We start from the raw sequence: 26,268 nt of genomic DNA, 5'->3' as shown, positions 1-26,268 counted from the left end.
TTTAGCTATATTCCGCACAAATGTATCTCAAAATCATTAAAAGTTGAAAGGGGGAAGTTGAAAGTTCGTATCTTTTAACCTTTCCATATTCACTTTTAACCTTCCATCTTTAGCTTTTCGCTGTTAGTAAAGGTCTATATTTCTCAAGCGCCTTTTCAAAGACCGCTTTTGCCTCTTCCATCGTTCCGAAAAATTCACCGCCTGAAGCATTCAAGTGACCTCCTCCATGGAAGAATTCGGCAGCTAACTGATTGCATGGGAAGGTTCCTACTGAACGAAGGGATATTTTAATCATCGGTTTCTCGGTATCTTCCCTCAAAAAGCAAGAGAAACAGACATTTTTAATGGAAAGAGGAATATTAACAAAGCCTTCGCTATCGCCTTTTATATAGTTGAATTTACTTTGCTCTGCTTTTGTCAGGGTGATTAAAGCCGAATTATAATCCGAATACACAGTCATGTTCGATAATACATATCCCATCAAACGTAAACGGCTCTCCGAATAGGTGTTGTACACCTTACGATAAATATCATCTTTATCGATTCCTTTAGAAAGGAGTTCGCTAATGATAAAATAAATCTCCCGGTTGTTCGAGTTATAGGTGAACCCACCGGTATCTGTCATCATCCCTGTGTAGATACATTCTGCGCCTTCCTTAGAGATATCACTGAAATATCCCATACGGCAGATGAGACGGAATATCAGTTCGGAAGTAGAAGATATTTTGGGATAGGACATTACTATCTTACAGAAATCTTCGGGATATAAATGATGATCGATCATTATTTTACGTGCCGGAGAAGCGGCCACAGCATCTGCCATATCGTCGATACGCTTCAGTGCATTGAAATCGAGGCAACAGATGACGTCTGCTTCGGCGATCAATTTATCTGCAAAGTCTTTGTAACGGTCATACAACAGGATATCCTTACTGCCCGGCATCCACCGCAGAAAATCGGGAAAAGCATTCGGCACAATTACGTTTACTGTTTTCTCTTGTGAATCTAAAAAATGATATAATCCCAATGAAGAACCGATAGCATCGCCGTCAGGAGAAACATGAGATACAATTACTATTTTGTCAGCTCGTTCAAACCATTTGGTAAAATGGTCTATTTTGGCTTGTTCAATTACTTTCGTCAACATACTCTTATACTTTATCAAGGTGCAAATGTACGATAAATCTTTGTACTTAGAGCAAAAAGCGGACAGAACCTTCGTCGGATAGCGAGATAAACCGCAGACCGGATTGCTTGCATTCGCTTTCAAGGAGGTGTCTGCGGTATTCCGAGAGAGATGCGTCCAATATGACGTAAGAGAAAGAAAAGATTCGGGTGAGCTCTTCCAGATGTCCGTCATATCCTTTGCATAAGTAAAGATACTGAATATATAACGGAGAAACGGTGGTTTTGTTCCGCCAATGGTTATCATTTATTACACAAATATGACAGCCATGATAGGATATAATCTGCTGCTGACGATTAAGTACCATATACCGGCAATCGCCAGTTATTTCTTTGGGAGGCAGAAGGTGATGATGCTTCCAATAGTTAGCAGCCATGCGTTTCAGACGTTTTTCATTGGGGATAGTATCTACATAGTTTATCCAGGAACGTCCATCGCTCTCAATGCAATGTACTGCAGGGCAACCGCGCACGTTATAGAAGACCAGACTTGTCCGGGGACGATCTAGCCAATATAATGTTGCATGATAAGTCCCTAGTAATAAGATAGTAAAAAGACAAATCAATAAATTCCGGTATCGACGGTTCATGAAATAATAGGTTAACAAAAAGCCAACGATATAGATACCCAATATTTCTGACTGATAAAGCCAGATTCCATCTATAGAAGCGTAAGGAAGCTGTTCCACCCATCGGACGAAGAAATTAAGTCCTTCCAATAGTTTCTTAACACCTTCGGCCACTACGATCTGAAGCCACGAAAGAGGAGTCAGAAGAAGCATAATGACAGCAGCATACAGGATAATCGTAATGAAAGGAATAACAACCAAGTTCGTCAATAGAAAATGTACAGAAAACCGGGAGAAATAAAACATGACAAGCGGAGCTGTTCCTATTTGTGCAGCAACAGACACACTTATCAGTCCCCAAATATATTTTCCTATTCTACCTTTCACCGTAATCAGGTGATAGATTGGCTTTTGAATCAATAGGATGGAAGCAACAGCAAGGAAAGAGAGCTGGAAACCAACATCAAACAACCATGCCGGATTGCAGAATAACATCAACCATGCAGCTGCCGCCAATGTATTTAAAGATAGCGGTTGGCGACCAACCATATCTGCCATTGCTAAAATCGAAAACATACTGACCGAGCGTACTACCGAAGGAGAAAGTCCTGTGAAAAAGGCAAAAGCCCATAATAGGATAAGAAGAAGAACAGAACGTATAACTCTACCTATATTTCCTCTTCGGGCAATAGGTTTCAGTATGAAAAAAAGCAATGTATATAAAAGCCCGATATGCAAACCGGATAGAGCTAGAATATGACTTGCACCGGCCACCGAATAACTTTCACGAACCGAATCACTTAATTCCGTTTTGTCTCCTATGGTCAGTGCTGAAAGTACAGCCAGTTCATCGCCGGAAAACCCTAGTTTCTGATAAAGTGAAATCATCTTTCTTCGGCAAGAGCTGGCTATACTTTTGAGATCAAGGTTATTCATTCCGTCCTGTTTTGTCCATTTCCCGGATGCAACATATCCTGTTCCACTGATTCCTTTCCGCATCAGGAAGCGGGCATAATCAAATTCATCAAAGTTGCGATTGTTGAGAGGGGGAGAAATACGGGCAGAAATCAGCAGTTCATCTCCACTTTTCAACCGGGTGACGGCCGAATCTTGCTGTAGATAAAGGATTGCAGTACGTTCTATCGGATATGTGCCGGCAGTATCACGACGTTCCTTTAATAATGTCTGGCAGAGGTAGGTATGTTCTTTCGCTTGAGGTGCATCCGTTATTAAAACCCGATACACTGTTTCTTCTTCCGGAAAAGAGTAGACAGCGTGTTGTAATTGCCAAGTTATTCCAAGCCATCCTCCTATAAAACAAAGGATAGAGACTGCTAATCCAAAACACCATCGCAAAGAATGGCGTTTCAGGAAATAAAGCACAAATAATAAAGCAATACAAAGTCCAAGGGCTAGAATACTCCAAAAAAGTTCCCATGAACGGTCAAAAAAATGATCTCCACAAAAAACGCCTGTTATCCAAGGGATAATCAGGCGTATATAGGGATATCGATGGATGTAAAAAGTACTCAACTGATGAGTTACAGTTCGTGCAACTGACTAATCATCGCTTCCGGATCGGGTGCCGCAAAGACAGCATTTCCAGCCACCAGCGCATCGGCTCCCGCCTCAACCAAGCGGGCACCTGTTTCCAGATTCACCCCACCGTCTACTTCAATGAGCGCTTTCGAACCTGTCCGTTCAATCAGGGCACGCAGCTCACGAACTTTTTCTACTGAATGTTCGATAAACTTCTGTCCGCCAAATCCCGGATTCACGCTCATGATAAGCACCATATATACATCCCGGATAATATCTTGTAAAAGAGCTACAGGAGTGGCTGGATTGATAGTTACAGCAGGCTGCATCCCAGCTTCTCTGATTTGTTGAATCACCCGATGCAGATGCGGGCAAGCTTCATAATGTACATTCATCGTATGAGCGCCCAACGCTTTTACCTCCGGAATAAACTTTTCCGGATTCACAATCATCAAATGCACATCCAGCGGTTTCTGGCTTAACTTCGCCACATATTTCAGTACCGGAAAGCCAAATGAAATGTTCGGAACAAATACTCCGTCCATAATATCAATATGTACCCACTCCGCTTCACTGCGGTTTACCATTTCAATGTCCTTTGCCAAATATCCAAAATCGGCAGAAAGAATGGAAGGAGCGATAATCGGTTTCATAATTCTTTTATTTTAGGTTCTAGCCGTCTCTTATTCGGGACGTTTTATTCTATTTATAATCTAATGGCTTGCTCGTTTTATTCTGCTCATCCGATTAATTACTTCATCAGACAACCATCTTCCAGGTGATATCCACGAAGCAATTCATCTATTTTCAGACGTTTTTTACCGGGAAGCTGTAAAGAAAGAATAGATACAAATCCATCCGGTACAGCTACTTTCATGAATTTTTTTCCATCGGTCACAATTGTTCCTGTAGCTAATTGATGTGATTCATAAATCTTCTCGCTTTCAAATATCTTCACGACCACTGCTGCTCCTTCTTCAGAAGTAATCAGTTCACTCCAGGCAGCAGGATAAGGTGATAATCCACGGATAAAATCATATATCTTCTTCACCGGCTGATTCCAGTCAATCCGACAGGTTTCTTTAAAGATCTTCGGAGCAGGACGAAGTTCACCGACAACCGCCATTTCTTCTTGAGGAATCGGTTTTACCGTTCCATTCAATATAGCGTCTACCGTTTCAAGAACCAGTTTTCCTCCCAGTACCATCAACTTATCATGTACCACTTCCACATTATCCGTATCTGCAATAGGTACATGTACTTGCTGAATGACTTCTCCGGTGTCTATCTCGTGTTTCAAAAAGAAAGTAGTAATTCCTGTTTCCGTATCACCATTGATAACCGCCCAATTAATGGGCGCAGCTCCACGGTATTGAGGAAGCAAAGAAGCATGAAGATTGAACGTACCCAGTCGTGGCATATTCCATACCACTTCCGGCAACATACGAAAAGCAACTACAATCTGCAAGTCCGCCTTCCATTCACGCAATGCTTCTACAAAAACCTCATCTTTTAACCTTTCCGGTTGAAGTAACGGTAAATTTTGTTCAAGCGCATATTGCTTTACAGGAGAATACTGAATCTTATGTCCGCGTCCGGCAGGCTTATCGGGCATTGTAATCACACCCACTACATTATAACCGCCTTCTACTAATTGACGCAGGGCCTCTACCGCAAAATCGGGAGTCCCCATATATACTATTCTTAAATCTTCTTTTTTCATAATCGTCTTATAATCTGCATAGCAACCTGTTATCTGCATAACCCCGGCTCCGGCATCTTGCCGATTGTCGGTTAGTCTTCAGAGAAATGTACCAAAACTTGCCGGTATGAATTAAATATCTTCGATTTAGAAACAAATCCCTGATATCGCCCTTCTTCATCCACTACCGGAAGATTCCAGGCTTTCGTATCATCAAACGTCTGCATCACCTGCTCCATTCCATCCGTATCGAATATCTTGGCAGGGGCAGATGTCATTAATTTATTAACAGTGAAACGGTGATAAAGTTCTTGCCGGAACATAATGTTACGAATGTCGTCAAGAAGTACAATACCTAACAATTCACCTGTTTTTTTATCTGTCACCGGGAAGACATTTCGATGGGAAGCAGCAATTGCTTTCACTAATTCGCCCAAATCCATTTCCGGATGTACGACAACGAAATCTTTCTCCACCACATTCTCCATCTTCATCAACGTCAACACAGCTTTATCCTTATGGTGTGTAAGCAACTGTCCCTTCTTAGCTAAACGCATCGAATAGATACTATGAGGTTCGAAAGCTATAATGGTCAGATATGAACTTACAGATACAATCATCAACGGAAGAAATAAATCATATCCCCCTGTCAATTCAGCGATCAGGAACACTCCTGTCAACGGAGCATGCATAACGCCACTCATCACTCCCGCCATTCCCATCAATGCAAAATTCTTTTCCGGCAAATAAGCGGAGAAAGCAAAGTCATTGCTAAAATGAGAAAAGACAAACCCGGCGATACATCCCAGATAAAGCGAAGGTGCAAAGATACCACCACAACCACCGCCACCATTCGTTGCACTGGAAGCAAAGACCTTCAGCAGAATAATCAGCATCAGATAAACCAGCAGCAAATTGCCATAACCATAAAACATAGAATTGTTCATGACCGTATCCCACTCTGCCGCAGACGTTCCATTCAGCAAAAGATTAATGGTATCATATCCTTCACCATAAAGAGGCGGGAAAAGGAAGATCAATATACTCAACATCACACCACCGAAAGCCAGTTTCTTATAAGGGTTGTTGAGTTTACCAAAGACACCTTCCACCGAATTCATGGCACGCGTAAAGTACAATGAAATCAGTCCGCAAAAAATTCCCAGTAAAATAACGAAAGGAATACGTTCCAGTTCGAATGCCTGATCTAAATGAAACTTAAACATAGCCTCCGTACCGGTGATTATATATGAAACGGTTGCCGCTGTCACGGCAGAAATCAGCAGGGGAAGTAAAGAGGACATGGTCAAGTCGATCATCAAGACTTCCAATGTAAATACCAATCCCGCAATCGGAGCTTTAAAAATGCCGGCAATCGCACCTGCCGCGCCACAGCCGACGAGCAACATCAGCGTGCGGTGCTCCATCTTGAATACACTCCCTAAATTGGAACCGATTGCCGAACCTGTCAGTACAATCGGCGCCTCTGCTCCAACCGATCCACCAAACCCGATGGTGATCGCACTGGCAATGGTAGAGGACCAGATATTATGTCGCTTGATACGTCCCTGTCTACGGGAAATAGCATATAGAATTTTGGTGACTCCATGACTGATGTCATCCTTAACAATGTTACGAACAAACCAACCTGCAAGAAAAATCCCGACTACCGGATATACCAAATACAGGTAGTTAGCTTCCGTTGCATTAAAATTATCAGTTAGGAAATTCTGTATCTGATGGATAAAGAATTTCAATATTAATGCGGCAAACGCTGTGAAAATTCCGACCAGGAAACTTAATATCAGAATAAATTGCTTCTCCTTTATATTCGCTTCCCGCCATTTGATGCAACGCTGTAATAAACTAAGTTTTTCTCCCTTCATTTATTCGCGAATTATCTTTATCACTCCACCTTTTTCCAACTTAATAATACTTGAGGGTCTCGGCCGGCTCATATCGTCCTGGCGAAAGCCAACGATATAATCTACCGCCGATTTGATTTCATCACTGATTTCGCTAAAATTAGCCGCACCCGGCTGCCCGCTGACATTAGCCGAAGTAGAAACGATTGCTTTACGGAACTGCTGACAGAGTCGTCTGGAAAAATCTTCATTCGTCACCCGAATCCCTACACTACCATCCTCGGCCAGCAAATTCGATGCTAAGTTACGTGCTCCGGAATAAATAATCGTCAACGGCTTGTCGGCAACTTCAATCAAATCCCATGCAACATCAGGCACATCCTGTACATAAAAATCTACTTTAACCGGAGAGTCTACCAAGACCAGCATAGCCTTGCTGTCAGCGCGCTTCTTAATCTCATACACGCGGCGTACAGCCTCTTCATTAGTCGCATCACAGCCTATACCCCATACGGTATCGGTGGGATAAAGGATCACTCCTCCTTCATTCATCACCTGACAGGCTTTTTTAATATCTTCTATCATTTCTTGATTAATTTCCGTTAAGAACAAGATGCAAAAATAACACTTTTATTCCATTTAGTGAAATCTAGCCCGACGTTTTTAAATTCCCCTTTCAAATCAGCTATTCGCACACAAGACAAGAGTTTAACTATCGAACAATGATATAGGTTGATACCACAAGCCATACAAAAAGAAAGAACGATGTAATCCATTGTGAGAATCTACATCGTTCTATAAAAAACAGATCATTCAATAAGTCATACTAAATACTGTCAGTTTTTCCAACTGTTATCCAGGTTCGGATTTAAAATCACGTCTTCATAAGGATAAGGAACATACATCTTACTGTCATCCCAAGTTCCTGTGACTGCTACAGCTTCTTTCCTGAAAACATCGTGCGCCACCTCAATAGGCTCATTTAGCTTACGGGATTCAAAATGATCCTTATAACGGTACATTCTAAACATATCCCTGGCTCTGCTGGCGATTCCTCCCCAATAGTATCCCGCCATTTCCCAGCCATGTTCATCGTAAGCCGCTTCCGCCAGTTTATCAGGAGACATATCCGTCGTATATTTATCAGTATCTTCACCATCTGCCCTGTTGCGTACCTCGTTTAGAACTTTGACCGCCTGATCATTGATCTCTCCCGCACGCCCTGTCGCTTCGGCATACCAGCAATATACTTGCGAAAGACGTAACAACTGGAATGTTTTCTCACCCGACGCATTGACTACGGTAGGATTTGTATAATCAAATTCTGTTCCACGCACCGCTCCTTCTGCAGTTTTCATAAAGACGGGGGCGACTACTTCACGAGAAGCAGGATCGGTATCATACCACCAATCATATAGTTTCCCGTCGCTAAACATGATTTTAGGGAAATACGTAGCATCTTTACGAGGGCCTTCAGGAAAGTTCTTCCAAAATTTGATTTCCCCATTCGTATCTCCCCAACCGGCCTGTTTCATATCCTGAAGGAAATCAGTTAAAGGAGCGGCCTGCCCCATCGCATCCCTGTTATAGTAGATACCTAACAGCAGCTCCGTATTCTTATTATTGTACTCCCACGAATATACCTGACTATATTCCGGTAGCAGTTTATAATAATAAGTGCCATTATCTGCACCGTCTATCACTTCTTTGGCTTTAGCGGCAGCCAGTTTATAATATTCAACTCCTTTATTAAGCGGCCACCCCGCCATACACATATAAACATAAGCCATTGTTGCTTTCACAGCTCCTTCACTTACGGCAATATTCATTCCGTTTCTGGCATAAGGTTCTTTTGTATACATTGCGGGACAACCGGTTTCGGCTATTTTCAGGTCAGACAGGATCAGTTCGTACACTTCTTCCTCTGTCTTTAAGGGAGCATTATAATCTATTTCTTCTTTCAGCATAATGGGAACTCGTCCCCAAGTCGTCACCAGATAAAAATAAGAGTAGGCTCTCCAATAATGCGCCTGTGCAATAGCCACCTTAATATCCTCTTTCGACACCTCCGGCGTACGCTCCGCATTATTAATGATAAAATTAGCGGCCTTGATAACTTTGAAACGCTGTTCCCACATACTGGACAACCACGAGTTATTGTCTTTCACATCAAACTGATCATGCTCACGGAGAGGCTGCTTATTACTTGAAGGATGAGTGGAAATATCGTCTCCCACCAAGAAGTTCGTACCACAAAGGTTATTACTAGCCTGTGAACTTGCTATCACGGAATAGAGAGCCGTCAGTGAAGCATCCAAATCTTCCTTGTTGCTGAAATAGGTATCCGAAGGCAATTGTCCTTTCGGATCTTCTTCCAGGAAATCACTACACGAAGTCCAACACAAAGCTGCCAGAAGAGCAGGCAAAACTTTCATTATAAAGGTATATGTTATTTTCATACGGTTATTGTCTTAATAGGTGGTTTAAAATCTGATTTTAGCACCGAAAGTAATCGTCCGCGGAATCGGATAAGCGCCATAGTCCAGTCCGTCATAACTGGTATACACTTCGGGATCCATTCCTTTATAGCGGGTGATCGTAAAGAGATCCTGTGCGCTGACAGACAATTGTACACTTGCAAACTTTAATACACGGCGAGGAATGCGGTACGAGAGACTGATATTCTTCAACTTAATAAAAGAAGCATCTTCAAGCCAAAAATCTGAATTGGCATAACTCTTGTTATCGGTGTTAGTGAGACTCGGATAAAGGGCGTCAGCTTTGTTAGCAACATGATCCCAGCCTTTGAAGTAGGCATCGCGCAAGGTAATAAAACGAGAGACTCCAGTCATGGATGCCGCCATAAAACGACTGATATTCAGCCGGTCATATCCTGTGGCAGCATTGAAAAAGACATTCAGCGTCCAGTTTTTCCAAGTAACAGTGTTATTCCAACCTACTGTCCATTTGGGACTTGCCTGTCCTTTCACGACCAGATCATCGGAAGTCGGATTCGTTGTCAGACTACCATCTGCTTTCTGATAAAGATTGGCGCCTTTATCATCGAATCCTTTCCACTGATAAACATAGAAAGATCCCATAGGATAACCGGGCTTCATAATCTGCAGAGGACCTCCCAAATCGCTATAGTTAGCAGTGAGTACAAAGTCATCTCCTGCGAGGTCTGCTACTTCATTCTTCACATAAGAAGCATTCAGACTTGGTTTCCCATGTCACAGCCCCCTTTACAGGGAAAGTGGTAAGGGATAATTCGACTCCGGTATTGTTCAGTTTTCCTTGATTCACCCAATAAGTACCACCTCCGTTATATTTAGGCACCTGTTTCTGAAAAAGCAGATCTTTCGTTTGTTTCTTGAACCAGTCCACTGTAATATTAAAGCCTCCGATACTCATATCCAATCCCAAATCATATTGGTAAGTTTTTTCCCAGGTAATGCCGGGTGTAGCAAACTGATATCCCCAATATCCCGTAGAGGAAGTGGAAGTTCCCCAGCCGTAAGATGCCCCCGACAACATACCTAATGTGCTGTAAGCAGCAATATCCTGATTTCCGGTGACACCAAAGCTGGCACGCAGCTTCAGCTGATCGAGCACGTGCTGGTTGCTCATGAAAGATTCTTGTGCAATATCCCAAGCCACAGCTGCGGAAGGGAAATATCCCCATTTGTTGTCTCCCTGAAATTTAGAAGAACCGTCAGCTCTTAATGCAGCAGTAATAAAATATCGTTTCTTATAATCGTAATTAGCACGCACGATGCCGGAAGCCAAAGAAAATTCCGTATATGAATTGCTCGCATCTCTGATAGCAGCATTGCCAAGATTCCAGTACCCAACACTTTCATTGTTCAGATTGGAACCGGTTCCCTTTAGTTGTGAGTCCCACGAACGACTTATTTCCCATACACCCATGGCAGTGAAGCTATGATCTCCGAATTGCTTTTGCCAGGTCAGATTGTTAGTATTCTGCCAATAGTTATGCAATGCGTTGGTATTGCTTGTGCTATTGATAGCACCCGGTGAATCCAGTTTCGACCGGAAAGAATAAGAAGGACTATTATCGTAGTCATAACCTCCCTGAACGGAAAGCGTCAGTCCTTTCATGATCTTAAACAGCAATGTCAGGTTGGCGTTTAAATTATAGCTATAGCTATCGCTATTGTTCACTATCATTTCACCGTAAGGGCTGGAACCGATCATATTATACGGGTCTGTATTGTACACGCCGGTTTCGGGATCTTTCAGCTCCATGGTAGGCGAAAAGTTAGTGACATGCAACCAGTTCGCCCCACCTTCATTGTGTTTGTGAAGACTGGATGCGTTTAATTTTGCAGAGATTGTCAACCAGGGTTTCACTTCCGAGTCGATGTTTGCCCGAATTCCATAGCGTTTATAATCGGACATGATCGTGATGGCTTCCTGATCAAGCACATTTCCCGAAATAAGGTATTTCACTTTTTCATTTCCTCCGGATATGGCAAGCCGATAATCCTGAGTGATACCTGTACGAGTCAGAAGATCAGTCCAGTTGATTCCTTTCGTTCCATTTTTATAAGCCTCAAGGTCTTCGGCAGAGATAGTGGACGATCCGCGAATATCATTCAGTGCAGTTGCATATTCATAGGCGTTCAGCAGGTCATACTGTTTTCTGACAGTCGAAAGCCCGATCGATGCATCGAATGTTACCTGTGCTTTTCCCTCACTACCCTGTTTGGTGGTTATCAGGATAACGCCATTCGAACCACGGGAACCGTAAATGGCAGTGGAGGAAGCGTCTTTCAATATTTCCATCGACTGGATATCAGAAGGGTTAATACCGTCCAAGCCACTGGAAGAGATGATACCGTCAATCACATATAAAGGATCACTGCTTTTATTAATAGAGGTAGTTCCACGAACGCGCACCTTCATACTTGCTCCGGGCATACCACTCGTAGCAGTGACTTCTACACCGGGAGTACGACCCTGGAGTATATTTTCAACCCGTTGTACTGGTTGATTTTTGTATTGTCTGTTGGATACACCGGACACAGCACCCGTAAGGTCACTCTTTTTGACGGTTCCGTATCCTACCACTACCACTTCATCCAATAACTGATTGTCTTCTTTCAACACAACACGAAGAAGAGATCTCTTTCTGACTTTCACTTCCTGCGTATGATAGCCGATGTAAGAGATCACTAAAATCGCTCCTTCCGGAGCTTCGAGAGTAAACCTACCATCCATATCACTGGTAGTTCCGGTGTCTTCACCTTTGATAATGACGGAAGCACCAATGATTGTCTCTCCCTGTTCGTCGTTAATCACTCCTTTGATTGTCTTTCCAGCATCCCCGTCGGTATTAGTATCGCTGTTTGTCGTAACTTCATTGTTATTTTCCGGGGCTTCCTGTGTTTCTGTCTTCTGTTTTTCAAGAGGAGGAGCAACCTGCGCGAATAATCCGAAAGGCAGAAACAGCATTAAAAGAATGCATAATAGCCATTTGTTTTTCATTATTACTTCCATTATTGTTCTAAAATTAGAATAGTTATTAGGATAGATTACCATCAATATTGGGCAATTTATGTGCCAAAAGCATAACAAAAGACTGATACAACGAGACTTATCAAGTTTAACAAAAGAGATTATATCACTAATTTTCAAATACATAAACAATTTGCAATAAAGAAAAAAAGCATTAATAACCAGATTAAGTTTCAAGCACGATCCTGTGCAAAAATTCCACAGAAATGTGGACATATTCCACAAGATAATAAGTTAAGAATAATCCGTATTTAAAAGTTCCTTTCCATCCTTCTGATTGTTTCCACATATCAGAAGTCAGAATAAACGTTCCAAAACTCCAGTTTAAACGATTATTAACTAATTTCTCCCCCGTCTCCGAGAACAGAATCATCAGAAATATCTATCTTTGCCCCAATTTCAAGCAAGAAAGCAAAAGTGCTATTTTTGTGTCGAATTTAAAACGTTTAAGAGAAAACAATGGAAGAAATCGTATTTCATCACACATTACCTATCCAATTGCGATTCAATGATGTAGACAAATTTGGTCACGTCAACAACACAGTTTACTTCTCCTTTTACGACTTGGGAAAGACTGAATACTTCGGTTCGGTATGTCCGGGAGTAGATTGGGAAAAGATTGGCATTGTCGTTGTTCATATTGAAGCGAATTTCGTTAAGCAAATTTTCGCATCGGACCACATCGCTGTACAAACCGCCGTCTCTAAGATAGGTACCAAAAGCTTTCATCTGGTTCAACAAGTCATTGACACGAAAACCAATGAGGTGAAATGTGTTTGCAAGTCCATCATGGTTACTTTCAATCTTGAAAGACATGAGTCCATGCCACTAACCAAGGAATGGATAGAAGCGATCTGCAAGTATGAAGGACGGGATTTGCAAAAAGCATAGATTGATTCCCCCCCACCGATGAAGACACCCTCCGGCACCAATGAAAGCATCGAGCGGTACCGGGGAACAAATCTCCCACGAATAAGAAACAAAACAAGCAAAACCAATTCCTTAGAAAAAGTTTTATCCTGATTCATGTCCGCTATATAACAGAAATTGCCTATTTTTGCACCTTATTATTAAGGCATAAAATATCTAGTACAGAAAATGATAGCTGACAAAAGTATAAATTTAGATACCCTTCATAAAGTATTGTTTGATAATGAGAAGCTGGAACTCTCTGAAGAATGTATTCGAAAAGTAGAGGAAAGCTTCGATTTTCTGCAATCCTTTTCCAGCGATAAGATTATTTATGGTATCAATACGGGGTTCGGCCCAATGGCACAATACAGAATAGAAGATCAGTCATTGATCGACCTTCAGTATAATATCATCCGAAGCCATTCCACCGGTGCCGGCAAACCGCTTCCCGAACTTTATGTAAAAGCAGCTATGATTGCCCGTTTGTACACTTTTCTACAAGGGAAGTCAGGAGTGCATCTGGAACTGGTTTCTCTCCTCTGTGAATTTATCAACCGCGGAATTTATCCGTTCATACCCGAACACGGAAGTGTAGGTGCCAGCGGCGATCTCGTACAACTGGCCCATATCGCCCTGACGTTAATAGGGGAAGGGGAAGTTTTTTATCAGGGTAAATTGTGTAACGCAGCTACGGTGCTTCAGGAAAACGGCCTGAAACCTTTTTCCATGCGTATTCGTGAAGGTTTATCCGTTACAAACGGTACTTCTGTAATGACAGGCATCGGTATTGTCAATCTGATTTATGCAAAAAAACTACTCCGTTGGTCGGTGGCTGCCTCTGTAATGATGAATGAGATTGCCGCCTCTTATGATGATTTTATGGCACAGTCATTAAACGAGGCCAAGCATCATAAAGGTCAACAAGAGATAGCTGCTATGATGAGAGAATGGGTGGCAGGCAGTAAATGCGTGCTTCAAAGAGAGAACGAGCTATACAACCAGGTGCATAAAGAGAAAATCTTCGAACACAAAGTACAGCCCTATTATTCCTTGCGATGTGTTCCGCAAATACTCGGTCCTATTTACGATGAACTGGAGAATGCGGAAGAAGTATTAATAAACGAAATAAATTCCGCCTGTGACAATCCGATTGTCGATCCGGATACACAAAATATTTATCATGGCGGCAACTTCCACGGAGATTACATTTCTTTCGAAATGGACAAGTTGAAAATTGCCGTGACCAAGCTGACTATGCTTTGCGAAAGACAGATTAACTATCTGTTCCACGACCGTATCAATGGCATCCTGCCTCCGTTTGTAAATTTGGGAGTGCTTGGATTGAACTATGGTTTACAGGCTTCACAATTCACTGCAACCTCCACCACAGCGGAATGTCAGACATTATCAAATCCGATGTATGTACACAGTATCCCCAACAACAATGATAATCAGGATATTGTCAGCATGGGAACCAACTCGGCTCTATTAGCAAAAACAGTCATTGAGAATTCTTATCAGGTGATGGCTATCCAGTTTATGGGAATGGCACAAGCTATCGACTACCTGAAAATACAGGATCGCCTAAGTTCCAAAAGCAGGCAGGTTTATGAAGAAATACGCAGTTTCTTCCCTGTATTTACCAATGACACACCTAAATATAAAGAGATAGAAATGATGATAGACTATCTCAAAAAAGAAGATAAATAAAATGAAATATGCATTAGTAACCGGAGGAAGCCGAGGTATCGGCCGTGCTGTCAGTTGTAAACTGGCGGAAATGGGCTACTTTATACTGATAAATTATCAGAATAATGACGCAGAAGCGGAGAAAACGTTGCAGTTAGTACAGGAAAAAGGAAGTAATGGCGAGTTGATGAAGTTCGATGTGACCGACCCTGCCGCTATCACCCTTGCTTTGGGCAACTGGGCTTCCCAACACCCTGACGAATATATCGAGGTACTGATAAACAATGCAGGTATCCGCAAAGACAACCTGATGCTCTGGATGACAGGAGAAGAATGGAGCAAAGTGCTCGATATCAGCCTGAACGGATTCTTCAACGTGACACAGCCTTTATTGAAGAATATGCTGGTCAAACGTTATGGACGTATCGTAAATATCGTGTCATTGTCGGGCATTCAGGGAATGCCCGGCCAAGCCAATTACTCCGCAGCCAAAGGTGGCGTAATAGCTGCTACCAAAGCACTGGCACAGGAAGTTGCCAAGAAGAAAGTAACAGTCAATGCAGTAGCTCCGGGATTCATCCGTACGGATATGACGGAAGGAATTGATGAGAACGAATGGAAGAAACATATTCCCGCGGGACGTTTCGGCACTCCGGAAGAGGTTGCCGACCTGGTCGGTTTCCTGGCATCTCCAGCCTCATCCTACATCACAGGAGAAGTGATTTCCATCAACGGAGGACTATATACTTAAAATAAAAGCATAGAATAGACAAAATAATGAAAAGAGTTGTTATCACGGGAATGGGGATTTACTCTTGCATCGGCAAGAATCTGGATGAAGTAAAAGACTCACTATATAATGGGAAATCGGGAATTGGCATAGACCCGGTACGGAAAGAATTGGGTTACTTTTCTGCATTAACGGGGATATTGGAACGTCCCGACTTGAAGAAGTTGTTGGACCGCCGTAAACGTCTCTGTCTACCGGAGCAGGGAGAATATGCTTATCTCGCTACATTAGAAGCTTTCCGTAATGCCGGTATTAATGAGGATTTTCTCGAAGCCAATGAAGTGGGTATTTTGTATGGCAATGATAGTAGTGCCGCTCCTGTTATTAATGCAGTGGACATCATTCGTGAAAAGAAAAACACTGCACTGGTAGGTTCCGGTTCTATTTTCCAGTCGATGAATTCCACCGTGACAATGAACCTGTCAGTTATTTTCAAACTAAGAGGGGTCAACTTCACCATTGCCGGAGCCTGTGCAAGCGGTTCTCACGCTATTGGTATGGGTTACCTGCTTATAAAATCGGGATTACAGGATTGTATTCTTTGCGGTGGCGCACAAGAAGTCAATCCTTATGCAGTAGGAAGTTTCGACGGACTAAGCGCATTTTCCACCCAGGAAGCAGCCCCCGAGAAAGCCTCGAAACCTTTTGATAAACGACGTGACGGACTGATTCCGAGTGGAGGAGCCGCCAGTCTGGTATTAGAGAGTTATGAATCGGCTGTAAAAAGAGGAGCTCCCATTTTGGCCGAAGTCATCGGTTACGGTTTTTCATCCAATGGAGATCACATCTCCGTGCCTAATGTGGACGGCCCGAAACGTTCTCTTCAAATGGCCATCAAAGATGCAGGGATTGCACTCGAACAGATCAGCTATATCAATGCACACGCCACCTCAACTCCGGTAGGTGACTTGAACGAAGCGAAAGCCATTGCGGAAGTATTTGAAGGGCATCACCCATATGTGACCTCCACAAAGTCCATGACAGGACATGAAATGTGGATGGCCGGTGCCAGTGAAGTGATTTATTCCACCCTCATGATGAACAACGGTTTCATCGCTCCCAATCTCAATTTCGAGGAACCGGACGAGGCCTCTGCACAATTAAATATACCTACCCAACGGGTAAACCTGGAATTTGATACGTTCCTTTCCAACTCATTCGGATTCGGAGGAACCAATTCCACGCTAATCATACGCAAAATCAATCCATAATTTACTAAAGAAAACAGATATATGACAAACGAAGAAATCATCGAGAAAATAAGAACCACTCTGGCAGAAGAGTTTGAAGTAGACATCGACGTCATCCAGCCGGATGCACCGTTAATGGAAACTCTTGAACTGGACAGCCTGGACTTGGTCGATATGGTGGTACTGGTAGAAAAGAACTTCGGCTTCAACGTAACCGGACAAGATTTTGCGGGTATCAAAACCTTCCAGGACTTCTACGATCTCGTTATCACCCGTATGCAGGAAGCCAAGTAAATATGTCGACGTGGAAAGGCAAAACCCGGGGAGGAACATTCGGATACTTATTCTTTATTTACCTGATTAAGTATCTGGGCATTACTGCCGCTTATATATTTCTAAGTCTGGTAGTATTGTACTTCGTACCGTTTGCTCCGAAAGCCACTAAAAGCACCTGGTTTTATGCCCGCCACATTCTGAAATACAACCGAATACGCTCTTTGGGTATGTTGCTGCGCAACTATTACCGGTTAGGGCAAATCCTGATTGACAAAGTAGCTATTGGTAACGGAAAAGTCGATCAATACCGGTTTGAGTTCGAACGGTATCCGGAATTTCTGCAATTGCTGAACAGCGAACAGGGAGTAATTATGATTGGTGCCCATGTGGGAAACTGGGAAATAGGCGTTCCTTTCTTCGACGATTACGGAAAGAAAATCAATATCGTGATGTATGATGCCGAACATCGTAGAATCAAAGAGATATTGGAGAAAAATGGTCAGGACAAGGATTTTAAGATTATCCCCGTCAACGAAGATAACCTGACACACGTTTTCCGTATTACCGAGGCGTTAAACAAGAAAGAATATGTATGCTTCCAGGGCGACCGTTATCTGAATAAAGAGAAACTGCTGACAGGAACACTCCTGGGACAGAAAGCTCCTTTCCCTGCCGGTCCTTTCTTGCTTGGTTCGCGAATGAAAGTTCCGGTGGTATTCTACTTTGCCATGAGAGAGCCGGGCAGAACCTACCGTTTTCATTTTATAAGGACGGAACCAGTCATACGAACCAAAGAAAAGAAAGCAGAGATCGCTCTGCTCGAACAATATACGGCCGCTTTGGACCAAATACTGAAACGCCATCCGGAACAATGGTTCAACTATTACTCATTCTGGAAAACCACGAGTGACGGTTCGCCCTCCAAAGGATTGAAATAAAGATATAACAAAATAAAGATGCAACAGAATCAATATGATAAGGAACCGTTGACCGCGGTAGAGGCACAACGCTTGGCACAAGAAATAGCTTTCGGGCCCATCGTGTTTCAGGTATCACGCCTTATGCTCAAATTCGGTATTTTCCAGTTACTAGCCGACGAACGTGCAGGCATGACACAAGAAGAAATCAGCAAGGCTTGTGGCCTGTCTTCTTATGCAACACAAGTTTTGCTGGAAGCCTCATTAACGATCGGTACCGTATTGCGGCACGAAAACCTTTACCGCCTTGCCAAAGCCGGATGGTTCCTGCTCAACGACAGGATGGTACGTGTCAATATGGATTTCAACCACGATGTCAACTATCTGGGAATGTTCCATCTCGAAGAGGCTCTCACCAACGGACGTCCCGGAGGGCTGAAAGTATTCGGCGAATGGAGCACTATCTATGAAGGGCTGTCAAGCTTGCCCTCACAGGTACAAAAGAGCTGGTTCGGTTTCGATCATTATTACTCGGATTGCTCGTTTGACGAAGCTTTGGCAATTGTTTTCGCCCGTCATCCCAAGACTTTACTGGATGTGGGAGGTAATACCGGTCGATGGGCGACCAAATGCGTAAGCTATGACGATGCAGTGGAAGTAACTATTATGGACCTTCCGCAACAATTGGAGATGATGCGTCAACAAACTAAAGACCTACCCGGAGCAATGCGTATTCACGGGTATGGCGCCAATCTGCTCGATCCCGAAGTACCTTTCCCGACAGGGTTCGATGCTATCTGGATGAGCCAGTTCCTTGATTGTTTCTCGGAAGAAGAAGTAACCAGCATACTGACCCGTGCAGCCCGTTCTATGAGTGGGGAGAGTCGCCTCTATATCATGGAAACTTTCTGGAACCGGCAAAAGTTTGACACAGCCGCTTATTGCCTGACACAAATCAGTCTTTATTTCACAGCCATGGCAAATGGTAACAGCAAAATGTATCATTCGGATGATATGGAACGGTGCATCAAAGCAGCGGGATTGGAAGTTGAAAAGATAGATGACCATTTAGGAATGGGACACAGCATTGTACAATGCAGATTGAAATGAACAACAGGGAAGTTATCATACAAGGAGAAGGAATACTCAATTTGATTCCACAGCGTCCGCCCATCGTGATGGTGGACAGTTTCTTTGGTATCGAAAAGAATCATTCTTATTCCGGACTGACTGTTACTGCTGATAATATTTTCTACGAAACCGGAAAACTGCAAGAGGCAGGAATTATTGAACACATCGCTCAATCAGCAGCGGCACGTATCGGATTTCTTTATACCCGGCAGGGTGAAAAAGTACCGTTAGGGTTTATCGGCTCGGTAGACAAACTTAAAATCTACGATTTGCCAAAGAACGGGATGAAACTATTTACGGAGATTACCGTTGTACAGGAGGTATTCGACATTACATTGATTTCTGCACAAGTGAAAGTGGAAGACAAGCTGATAGCTGAATGCAGGATGAAAATATTTATAAAAAAAGAATGAAACGGAAAACGAATCAACAGGTTGCAGCTTTGACTAACCGGACTACCTTCAGAGTGCGGTTCAGCGAAATAGACTCCATGCAGATTGTATGGCATGGTGAGTATGTGCGCTATTTTGAAGATGGAAGAGAAGCTTTTGGCAAACAGTATGGTTTGGATTATATGAGTATTTACCGGGAGGGATACATGGTTCCTATCGTGGATTTAACCTGTCAGTTCAAACAATCACTATCTTTTGGTGAAGAAGCGATTGTCGAAACGCGCTATATTGCCTGTGAAGCAGCCAAGATAAAATTTGAATACATTATCTACCGGGCTACCGACCAGAGTATAGTAGCCACCGGAAGCACCATACAAGTGTTCCTGAACCTGAATAAAGAATTGGAGCTTATGAATCCTCCGTTTTATCTGGAATGGAAAAAGAAATGGAATATCCTTTAAATATATACATCACAGCCCATACGCTGATTAGTTCGTTAGGTTTCGGCATCCCGGAAAACCTGGAAGCCATCCATAACTACCGAAGCGGAATCCGTATGCAAGAAGCCGGCCTAATTTCCGATCATCCCCTATTGGCGGGAATGATTGATTCTGTGGAATTGGAAAAACGGGCGAAGCTGATGCAGATTACGGATTATACCCGAATGGAGCAATTATTCATACTGGCTATCCAAGAGGTTATTTCTCAATCGGGAGCCGACTTGCGGGAGCCGGATTGTACCTTGTTATTATCTACCACTAAAGGAAATATAGATTTATTGAGTGAATTACCTGCTGACAGTCCGGTTTTTCTTTGGAAAACGGCGGAACGAATCGGAGATTTCTTTGGAGCGACAAATCAGGTAGAGGTCATCTCCAATGCCTGTATATCAGGAGTCTCGGCACTAATCGTCGCTAAGAGATGGATAGAATCAGGACGTTACAAACGAGTGATTGTGGCAGGTGGGGATATTCTTTCTCATTTCATTACCAGCGGCTTTCTATCGTTTCGATCTGTCAGCGCACACCTTTGCCGACCATACGATATACAACGGGATGGATTAAGTCTGGGCGAAGCCTGTGGAGCTGTTCTTTTAGAAACTCAAGGAAACGCGAATCATATTATTCTCTCCGGAGGAGCAATCAGCAATGACGCCAACCATATATCCGGTCCTTCCCGAACAGGGGACGGTTTAGCTCTAGCCATTAATCAGGCAATGGAAGAAGCCGGAGCACTCCCCGAAGACATTAGCTTTATCAATGCACACGGAACAGCTACGGTTTACAATGATGAAATGGAATCCAAAGCCATACATCTGGCGGGATTAGCTGCAGTTCCGGTGAATAGCCTCAAGCCCTATTTCGGTCATACATTAGGAGCTTCGGGCATTATCGAAACCATACTTTGCATAGAGCAACTAAAAGAAGGAAGATACTACGGAACTTTAGGGTATGAAACACTCGGTGTTCCCATGCCTATCACTGTCTATACCACTCATCAGCCGATGCCGATGAAATGCTGCATCAAAACCGCTTCCGGTTTCGGAGGCTGTAATGCCGCACTGGTATTATCCCTCCCCGATGCTCACCTGAAACAGAAAGTAAACTTGCAGGCAACCGACAAAGCGAGTGCTCCGTCAGTTTGCAAAGCAGTGGTGGAATCGGGCAACATGGTCACAATCAGGCCAGGAGCAGTAGAAAGTAAAGGAACAACTGTATTCAGCTCTTCGGAAACTGACTTTGCACCGTTCATCCGGGAAGCATACAAGCATCTGGGAGAAAACAATATGAAGTTCTATAAGATGGACAACCTCTGTAAGCTGGGATATGTAGCTGCCGAATATTTACTGAAAAATACACACCACCGTCCGGAAGAGATTGGAATCATTCTTGCCAATGCTTCTTCCTCTCTGGATACGGACTGCAAACATCAGGCAATCATCAGTAAAGAAGGGGACAAAGCAGCCAGTCCTGCCGTGTTTGTCTACACTCTCCCCAATGTAGTATTGGGAGAAATCTGTATCCGGCACAAGATTCAGGGAGAGAATACATTCTTTGTCCGTCGGCAATCCGATGCTGCCTCATTAGAGGATTATGCAAGGATTGTGATGGCAAAAGGTAAGTTACGCACCTGTATCATAGGCTGGTGCGAACTACTGGACGGACATTATCAAGCAGAATTTAAACAACTTAATAATATATCAACGATTTATGGATAATTTAGATCAAACCAAAAGAGAACTGATGGACGAAGTGAAAGGGAAACTAATCGAAGAGTTGAACCTTGAAGAAATCACTCCGGAAGATATTGACAATGAAGCCCCTCTGTTTGGCGACGAAGGTCTTGGCCTTGACTCCATTGACGCACTCGAAATCATCCTGATTCTGGAATGCGAATACGGTATAAAGATAGAGAACCCCAGTGAAGGAAAACAAATCTTCTACTCGGTACGTACACTGGCAGACTACATCATTGCTAATCGCAAAGCTTAACCGATGAAGATATACGTCACCGGATTGGGAGTTGTTTCGGGCATCGGTATCGGAGTTTCCGAAAATATAGAAGCGTTGAGACAAAGAAAGCATGGCATCGGAAAAGTAACTCTTTTTCCGACTGCTCTCGATGTGCCCGTATCCGAAGTGAAACGTAGCAATGAGGAACTAAAGCAACTGATCTCTTTACCTCCGCAACGCACTGTATCACGTACGGCCTTGTTGGGAATGATAGCAGCCAAAGAAGCAATGAAAGATGCGGGACTCACACCACCATTACGTATCGGTTTTATTTCCGCCACTTCCGTTGGCGGCATGGATTTGAGCGAGCACTTCTATGAATCTTTCAAGAAAAACCCGGGACAGGGACGGTTACGGGAAGTAATTTCACACGACTGCGGAGCCAGTACAGAATTGATTGCTTCGTATTTGGGTATCAATGATTTTATAACCACCATCAGTACAGCCTGCTCGTCAGCAGCCAATGCCATCATGCTGGGAGCAAGAATGATTAAACACGGGCTACTGGATGCTGCTATCGTGGGAGGTACGGATGCACTTTGCCGGTTTACGCTCAATGGATTCAACTCCCTGATGATTTTGGACAAAACACATTGCCGTCCCTTTGACCGCTCACGTACCGGATTAAATCTGGGAGAAGGTGCCGGTTACTTAGTGCTTCAATCGGAAAGTTCACTCCAAAGAACTCCTTATTGCGAACTTAGCGGTTACGCCAATACGAATGAGGCTTATCATCAAACAGGAAGTTCTCCTGAAGGGGACGGTGCCTTTCTGTCAATGAGTGAAGCTATCGCTTCCAGTGGTATTTCCCTTGAAAAAATCGATTATATCAATGTACATGGAACAGGTACTCCCGGCAATGATGCGTCAGAAGGCATGGCGCTCCGAAGAATCTTTGGAGAACACGTTCCGCCATTTAGTTCGGTAAAAGCTTTTATCGGACATACCTTAGGAGCTTCCGAAGGAATTGAAGCTGTTTACTCCGTTCTTTCAATAGATAAAGGGCTGATTTATCCCAACCTGAACTTTACGGATGCGATGCCGGAAACAGGACTGATACCGGAAACCTCTTTTCAAGAAGGAATCCCCATCCGACATGTGTTATCCAACTCTTTCGGTTTCGGAGGAAACGATTCATCGCTCCTCTTTTCCGCAACGAATTTTCCAGCATAAACGCACCTTTAAGTATTTAAGCCTATGCAGCCAGTTTATATTCAACGCATCGCTTCCATTCATCCGCCAAAGGATCATTCACCAGGAAATAATCGCCCTTATCTTCAGGCTTGCGAACCCGATTATAAGGATATTATCACCAATGCGACCTTGCGCAGACGCATGAGCCGTATCGTAAAAATGGGGGTGGCTTGCGGATTGGAATGTATGGGTGAACTATCTCCTGAAAAGATACAAGGAATCATCACAGCAACAGGATTGGGCTGCTTGACAGATACGGAAAAATTCCTGAACAACCTATTGGATAATGAAGAGCGGATGCTGAATCCTACTCCTTTTATCCAGTCGACATTCAATACAATCGGTGCACAAATAGCTCTGATTCATCAAATACATGCCTACAACATGACTTATGTCCACCGTGGTCTTAGTTTTGAAAGTGCTTTATTGGACGCTATGATGAAAATAGGAGAAGGAAGCGAGAATATACTTGTGGGAGCCATCGATGAAATGACAGAAACCAGTTACACGATTCAGCAACGGCTGGGAGTGCTGAAAGGGATAGCAGCAGGAGAAGGTGCTCAATTCTTCCTGTTAAGTCGGGAAGCCGGAGAGCATCCGTTGGCTGAAATACAGGGAATCGAAACTTTCATAGGGAAACAGACTACAGAAGAAATCAGCTCCCGAATCATCCGTTTTTTGCAACGAAATGGTTTAGAATGTCAGGATATTCAGTGGTTGGTTACCGGGAAAAACAAGAAGCCACACAATCAAGATGACTCTCACGAGCAAACTGTTGACAATGGCAACTCTATTTATGAAGAGCTTGAAACAAACCTTTTCCCGGAAAGTGTTCATCTTAGTTTTAAGAATGAATGTGGTGAATATCCTACCGCAACATCGTATGCGGTATGGAAAGCAGTGAACGAATCGGCCAACTGCACTACCTCGACCCATATATTGATTTATAATCATCACCACTCCATCAATCATTCATTGATTCTAATCCGGAAAAGCGTATGATAATCGTTTGCCTCCTTCTTTGCTTGCTCTTGCTCCTGTCTTTTCTCGTTTATGCCTCTTATAGCATTCAATCGGGAATTTACCTCCGGTCATTTTGCAAAAAGCATACTGCGGAAAAGAGTGTCGCCCTGACTTTTGATGACGGCCCCGACTCCCTACAGACTCCCAAAGTTCTGCAGGTACTAAAAGAATATCAGGTAACCGCCTGTTTCTTCTGTATCGGTCATAAGGTAAAAGGGAATGAAGCAATCTTGCAAAAAATGGTGGCAGAAGGTCATCTGATTGGAAATCATTCGCATACCCATTCCGGTTTATTCCCGCTATACGGGCTCTCCAAGATGAAAAAAGACTTGCAAACTTGTCAGTGTGAACTAGAACGAGTAACTTCGCAGCCGGTTAGTTTGTTTCGTCCGCCGTTCGGTGTCACTAATCCAACGATTGCGAAAGCCGTTCGACAGTTAGGATATACCCCTATAGGATGGAGCATCCGTACACTGGATACACAACAAGCACCGGATAAAGTCCTTGCCAGGATTCGGAAACATCTTGAACCGGGAGCCATTATTCTGTTGCACGACCGGATGCCTGACAGCGACCAGCTAGTGAAACAAATCTTGGATTTGCTGAAAGAACAAGGATATACCGTTGTCCGTCCGGACAAACTATTGGCATAAAATAAAAAAAGGTATGAGAACTTTATTAATATATTTATCGCTTTTCTTCTTGTCAATAGCCTCTATCCATGCCCAGAGCATGAAAAAGATGGCGCAAAAGACAGAGTTTGAAAGCCGCCTGGCAAAGGAGGCGCAAACCGTAGAGTCCATCGAAAGCGATTTCACCCAAGTGAAATATCTCGATGTATTCGATGAGAAGGTTACTTCCAAAGGGAAGTTCTACTACCAGAAGACCCATAAAATCTGCATGGAATATTTCCGCCCGATGGATTATCTCATCGTGATAAACGGCAGTAAGCTCAAAATCGTTTCGGATGGCAAGAAAAGTATCATGAATCTTAGTTCGAACAAAATGATGGCACAGATGCAGGATATGCTGACCGCGTGTATGATAGGCGACCTGTCTAAAATGTCGTCCAACTACCTGCTGGAGTATTTTGAAGACGCACGATACTATCTGGTTAAAATAAAACCGACCAACAAAGCGGTACAAGCCTATATTGCCGGTATAGAAATCTATCTGGACAAGAAAGATATGTCGGTACACAAACTCCGTCTGTCCGAAACAGCCACAAACTATACAGAATACGAATTCTATAATAAAAAGTTCAACTCCCTGAAGAATGAGACGAAGTTTGCGATTCGTTAGTCTGATGGTTCTGCTGTTCTTATGGATACAGATCCAGACTTCCTGCTCTCCACGGATGAGCGGGGAAGGAAGTACTGTGCTCCCCGCTATCGAACTAACACAAGGAGAAAGCTCGCAAAAATACAATATCCAACTGGATTTCATGAAACATCACATGAGCGGTATGCTAATAGTACGCCGTATGCCTGATAACGAAATCCGGATCGTAGCGTCTACTTACTTCGGACTAAGCCTTTTCGATTTTTCTCTACGCAACGATCAGTTTACTGTCAACAGTTGCATTGAACCCATGAAAAAGGAAAAGGTGCTGAAACTTCTGGAGATGGATTTCAGACGTCTGTTCTTAAGTGGGAAAGATATTCGTGTGAAAACGACTAAAGACAGTGCTACTGAAAAAAGAACCAGTGGAAAAGGCTTTGGAAAGTCAGTGGTCTACATCATTGGCAATACTCCGGGCGATCCCGCACAAATAAAAATCAAACATCCGTGGATTCGGTTAACGATCCGTCTGGACAAACTATCTAAAGAGATTTAATAT

Annotated in this window: 23 protein-coding genes and 1 pseudogene; 16 read left to right on the top strand and 8 right to left on the bottom strand. The window is 43.2% G+C overall.

Features of this window, described 5'->3' with window-relative positions; all coding sequences use genetic code 11:
- Positions 1 to 109 precede the first annotated feature (109 nt).
- From KQP79_RS03010 to KQP79_RS02975, 8 genes and pseudogenes are all read right to left on the bottom strand, one after another.
- Entirely contained in the window at positions 110 to 1,147 is a 1,038-nt protein-coding gene (locus tag KQP79_RS03010; protein ID WP_061447544.1) for a DHH family phosphoesterase, read from the bottom strand.
- Positions 1,148 to 1,193: 46 nt separating this feature from the next.
- A complete protein-coding gene (locus tag KQP79_RS03005; protein WP_022200051.1) occupies positions 1,194 to 3,287 on the bottom strand; it encodes a ComEC/Rec2 family competence protein in 2,094 nt (697 codons plus the stop codon).
- 8 nt (positions 3,288 to 3,295) lie between these two features.
- The gene (gene rpe / locus KQP79_RS03000) at positions 3,296 to 3,946 is read right to left on the bottom strand and encodes a ribulose-phosphate 3-epimerase (RefSeq protein ID WP_004311036.1); all 651 of its coding nucleotides are present in this window, start codon (positions 3,944 to 3,946) and stop codon (positions 3,296 to 3,298) included.
- Between the two features lie 98 nt (positions 3,947 to 4,044).
- Positions 4,045 to 5,016, bottom strand: coding sequence for a methionyl-tRNA formyltransferase (fmt, locus tag KQP79_RS02995; protein WP_008776731.1), 972 nt, complete (start codon positions 5,014 to 5,016; stop codon positions 4,045 to 4,047).
- A 71-nt stretch (positions 5,017 to 5,087) separates the two neighbouring features.
- Positions 5,088 to 6,881 carry a chloride channel protein gene (locus tag KQP79_RS02990; RefSeq protein WP_004297305.1) on the bottom strand — a complete coding sequence of 598 codons (1,794 nt, stop codon included), beginning with the start codon at positions 6,879 to 6,881 and terminating at the stop codon, positions 5,088 to 5,090.
- A complete protein-coding gene (locus KQP79_RS02985; protein ID WP_004297304.1) occupies positions 6,882 to 7,445 on the bottom strand; it encodes an L-threonylcarbamoyladenylate synthase in 564 nt (187 codons plus the stop codon).
- 251 nt (positions 7,446 to 7,696) lie between these two features.
- The gene (locus KQP79_RS02980) at positions 7,697 to 9,319 is read right to left on the bottom strand and encodes a RagB/SusD family nutrient uptake outer membrane protein (RefSeq protein WP_004305446.1); all 1,623 of its coding nucleotides are present in this window, start codon (positions 9,317 to 9,319) and stop codon (positions 7,697 to 7,699) included.
- A 24-nt stretch (positions 9,320 to 9,343) separates the two neighbouring features.
- Positions 9,344 to 12,371, bottom strand: a pseudogene (locus KQP79_RS02975) (SusC/RagA family TonB-linked outer membrane protein).
- A 489-nt stretch (positions 12,372 to 12,860) separates the two neighbouring features.
- Here KQP79_RS02975 and KQP79_RS02970 point away from each other — a divergent pair.
- The 16 genes from KQP79_RS02970 to KQP79_RS02895 all read left to right on the top strand — a co-directional run bounded on the left by KQP79_RS02970 (position 12,861) and on the right by KQP79_RS02895 (position 26,265).
- Positions 12,861 to 13,292 (top strand): acyl-CoA thioesterase, encoded by a 432-nt coding sequence (locus tag KQP79_RS02970; protein WP_004297299.1) that lies wholly within the window; start codon positions 12,861 to 12,863, stop codon positions 13,290 to 13,292.
- 207 nt (positions 13,293 to 13,499) lie between these two features.
- A complete protein-coding gene (locus tag KQP79_RS02965; RefSeq protein ID WP_004305448.1) occupies positions 13,500 to 15,023 on the top strand; it encodes an HAL/PAL/TAL family ammonia-lyase in 1,524 nt (507 codons plus the stop codon).
- A 1-nt stretch (position 15,024) separates the two neighbouring features.
- Positions 15,025 to 15,753 (top strand): 3-oxoacyl-ACP reductase FabG, encoded by a 729-nt coding sequence (fabG, locus tag KQP79_RS02960; protein ID WP_004297297.1) that lies wholly within the window; start codon positions 15,025 to 15,027, stop codon positions 15,751 to 15,753.
- Positions 15,754 to 15,779: 26 nt separating this feature from the next.
- Entirely contained in the window at positions 15,780 to 17,003 is a 1,224-nt protein-coding gene (locus tag KQP79_RS02955) for a beta-ketoacyl-[acyl-carrier-protein] synthase family protein (RefSeq protein ID WP_004311038.1), read from the top strand.
- Positions 17,004 to 17,024: 21 nt separating this feature from the next.
- On the top strand, positions 17,025 to 17,276 hold the full coding sequence (locus KQP79_RS02950; RefSeq protein WP_004305450.1) for an acyl carrier protein: 252 nt from the start codon (positions 17,025 to 17,027) through the stop codon (positions 17,274 to 17,276).
- A gap of 2 nt (positions 17,277 to 17,278) precedes the next feature.
- Positions 17,279 to 18,196 (top strand): acyltransferase, encoded by a 918-nt coding sequence (locus KQP79_RS02945; RefSeq protein ID WP_004305451.1) that lies wholly within the window; start codon positions 17,279 to 17,281, stop codon positions 18,194 to 18,196.
- A gap of 18 nt (positions 18,197 to 18,214) precedes the next feature.
- Positions 18,215 to 19,285, top strand: coding sequence for a class I SAM-dependent methyltransferase (locus KQP79_RS02940; RefSeq protein ID WP_004311039.1), 1,071 nt, complete (start codon positions 18,215 to 18,217; stop codon positions 19,283 to 19,285).
- Positions 19,282 to 19,719 (top strand): hypothetical protein, encoded by a 438-nt coding sequence (locus KQP79_RS02935; RefSeq protein WP_004305453.1) that lies wholly within the window; start codon positions 19,282 to 19,284, stop codon positions 19,717 to 19,719. Before KQP79_RS02940 ends, KQP79_RS02935 begins: the two co-directional genes overlap by 4 nt.
- Positions 19,716 to 20,159 (top strand): acyl-CoA thioesterase, encoded by a 444-nt coding sequence (locus tag KQP79_RS02930; RefSeq protein ID WP_004324733.1) that lies wholly within the window; start codon positions 19,716 to 19,718, stop codon positions 20,157 to 20,159. The genes KQP79_RS02935 and KQP79_RS02930 overlap by 4 nt, the downstream gene beginning before the upstream one ends.
- A complete protein-coding gene (locus tag KQP79_RS02925; protein ID WP_061447560.1) occupies positions 20,144 to 21,916 on the top strand; it encodes a beta-ketoacyl-[acyl-carrier-protein] synthase family protein in 1,773 nt (590 codons plus the stop codon). The genes KQP79_RS02930 and KQP79_RS02925 overlap by 16 nt, the downstream gene beginning before the upstream one ends.
- Complete coding sequence (locus KQP79_RS02920) at positions 21,909 to 22,190, top strand: phosphopantetheine-binding protein (RefSeq protein ID WP_061447546.1); 282 nt, start codon at positions 21,909 to 21,911, stop codon at positions 22,188 to 22,190. The genes KQP79_RS02925 and KQP79_RS02920 overlap by 8 nt, the downstream gene beginning before the upstream one ends.
- Positions 22,191 to 22,193: 3 nt before the next feature.
- On the top strand, positions 22,194 to 23,384 hold the full coding sequence (locus tag KQP79_RS02915; RefSeq protein ID WP_004311043.1) for a beta-ketoacyl-[acyl-carrier-protein] synthase family protein: 1,191 nt from the start codon (positions 22,194 to 22,196) through the stop codon (positions 23,382 to 23,384).
- A 24-nt stretch (positions 23,385 to 23,408) separates the two neighbouring features.
- Complete coding sequence (locus tag KQP79_RS02910; protein WP_004297287.1) at positions 23,409 to 24,407, top strand: beta-ketoacyl synthase chain length factor; 999 nt, start codon at positions 23,409 to 23,411, stop codon at positions 24,405 to 24,407.
- Complete coding sequence (locus KQP79_RS02905) at positions 24,404 to 25,081, top strand: polysaccharide deacetylase family protein (protein WP_061447547.1); 678 nt, start codon at positions 24,404 to 24,406, stop codon at positions 25,079 to 25,081. Before KQP79_RS02910 ends, KQP79_RS02905 begins: the two co-directional genes overlap by 4 nt.
- Before the next feature lie 13 nt (positions 25,082 to 25,094).
- Positions 25,095 to 25,730, top strand: coding sequence for a LolA family protein (locus tag KQP79_RS02900; protein WP_004323602.1), 636 nt, complete (start codon positions 25,095 to 25,097; stop codon positions 25,728 to 25,730).
- Positions 25,705 to 26,265, top strand: coding sequence for a hypothetical protein (locus tag KQP79_RS02895; RefSeq protein WP_004305461.1), 561 nt, complete (start codon positions 25,705 to 25,707; stop codon positions 26,263 to 26,265). The genes KQP79_RS02900 and KQP79_RS02895 overlap by 26 nt, the downstream gene beginning before the upstream one ends.
- The last annotated feature ends 3 nt before the right edge of the window (positions 26,266 to 26,268 follow it).

The sequence above is a fragment of the Bacteroides sp. DH3716P genome (assembly GCF_025914115.1).
GTDB lineage: Bacteria > Bacteroidota > Bacteroidia > Bacteroidales > Bacteroidaceae > Bacteroides > Bacteroides ovatus.
This window is presented reverse-complemented; position numbering and strand designations above follow the sequence as displayed.

Bases quoted from the DNA above. Each gene is read 5' to 3' on its own strand.
- KQP79_RS03010 (WP_061447544.1), bottom strand. From the start codon at position 1,147: ATGTTGACGAAAGTAATTGAACAAGCCAAAATAGACCATTTTACCAAA.
- KQP79_RS02925 (WP_061447560.1), top strand. From the start codon at position 20,144: ATGGAATATCCTTTAAATATATACATCACAGCCCATACGCTGATTAGT.
- KQP79_RS02940 (WP_004311039.1), top strand. From the start codon at position 18,215: ATGCAACAGAATCAATATGATAAGGAACCGTTGACCGCGGTAGAGGCA.
- KQP79_RS02965 (WP_004305448.1), top strand. From the start codon at position 13,500: ATGATAGCTGACAAAAGTATAAATTTAGATACCCTTCATAAAGTATTG.
- fmt (WP_008776731.1), bottom strand. From the start codon at position 5,016: ATGAAAAAAGAAGATTTAAGAATAGTATATATGGGGACTCCCGATTTT.
- KQP79_RS02915 (WP_004311043.1), top strand. From the start codon at position 22,194: ATGAAGATATACGTCACCGGATTGGGAGTTGTTTCGGGCATCGGTATC.
- KQP79_RS02950 (WP_004305450.1), top strand. From the start codon at position 17,025: ATGACAAACGAAGAAATCATCGAGAAAATAAGAACCACTCTGGCAGAA.
- KQP79_RS02955 (WP_004311038.1), top strand. From the start codon at position 15,780: ATGAAAAGAGTTGTTATCACGGGAATGGGGATTTACTCTTGCATCGGC.
- KQP79_RS02935 (WP_004305453.1), top strand. From the start codon at position 19,282: ATGAACAACAGGGAAGTTATCATACAAGGAGAAGGAATACTCAATTTG.
- KQP79_RS02970 (WP_004297299.1), top strand. From the start codon at position 12,861: ATGGAAGAAATCGTATTTCATCACACATTACCTATCCAATTGCGATTC.
- KQP79_RS02930 (WP_004324733.1), top strand. From the start codon at position 19,716: ATGAAACGGAAAACGAATCAACAGGTTGCAGCTTTGACTAACCGGACT.
- KQP79_RS02985 (WP_004297304.1), bottom strand. From the start codon at position 7,445: ATGATAGAAGATATTAAAAAAGCCTGTCAGGTGATGAATGAAGGAGGA.
- KQP79_RS02905 (WP_061447547.1), top strand. From the start codon at position 24,404: ATGATAATCGTTTGCCTCCTTCTTTGCTTGCTCTTGCTCCTGTCTTTT.
- KQP79_RS02920 (WP_061447546.1), top strand. From the start codon at position 21,909: ATGGATAATTTAGATCAAACCAAAAGAGAACTGATGGACGAAGTGAAA.
- fabG (WP_004297297.1), top strand. From the start codon at position 15,025: ATGAAATATGCATTAGTAACCGGAGGAAGCCGAGGTATCGGCCGTGCT.
- KQP79_RS02895 (WP_004305461.1), top strand. From the start codon at position 25,705: ATGAGACGAAGTTTGCGATTCGTTAGTCTGATGGTTCTGCTGTTCTTA.
- KQP79_RS02990 (WP_004297305.1), bottom strand. From the start codon at position 6,881: ATGAAGGGAGAAAAACTTAGTTTATTACAGCGTTGCATCAAATGGCGG.
- KQP79_RS02945 (WP_004305451.1), top strand. From the start codon at position 17,279: ATGTCGACGTGGAAAGGCAAAACCCGGGGAGGAACATTCGGATACTTA.
- KQP79_RS02980 (WP_004305446.1), bottom strand. From the start codon at position 9,319: ATGAAAATAACATATACCTTTATAATGAAAGTTTTGCCTGCTCTTCTG.
- rpe (WP_004311036.1), bottom strand. From the start codon at position 3,946: ATGAAACCGATTATCGCTCCTTCCATTCTTTCTGCCGATTTTGGATAT.
- KQP79_RS02910 (WP_004297287.1), top strand. From the start codon at position 23,409: ATGCAGCCAGTTTATATTCAACGCATCGCTTCCATTCATCCGCCAAAG.
- KQP79_RS02900 (WP_004323602.1), top strand. From the start codon at position 25,095: ATGAGAACTTTATTAATATATTTATCGCTTTTCTTCTTGTCAATAGCC.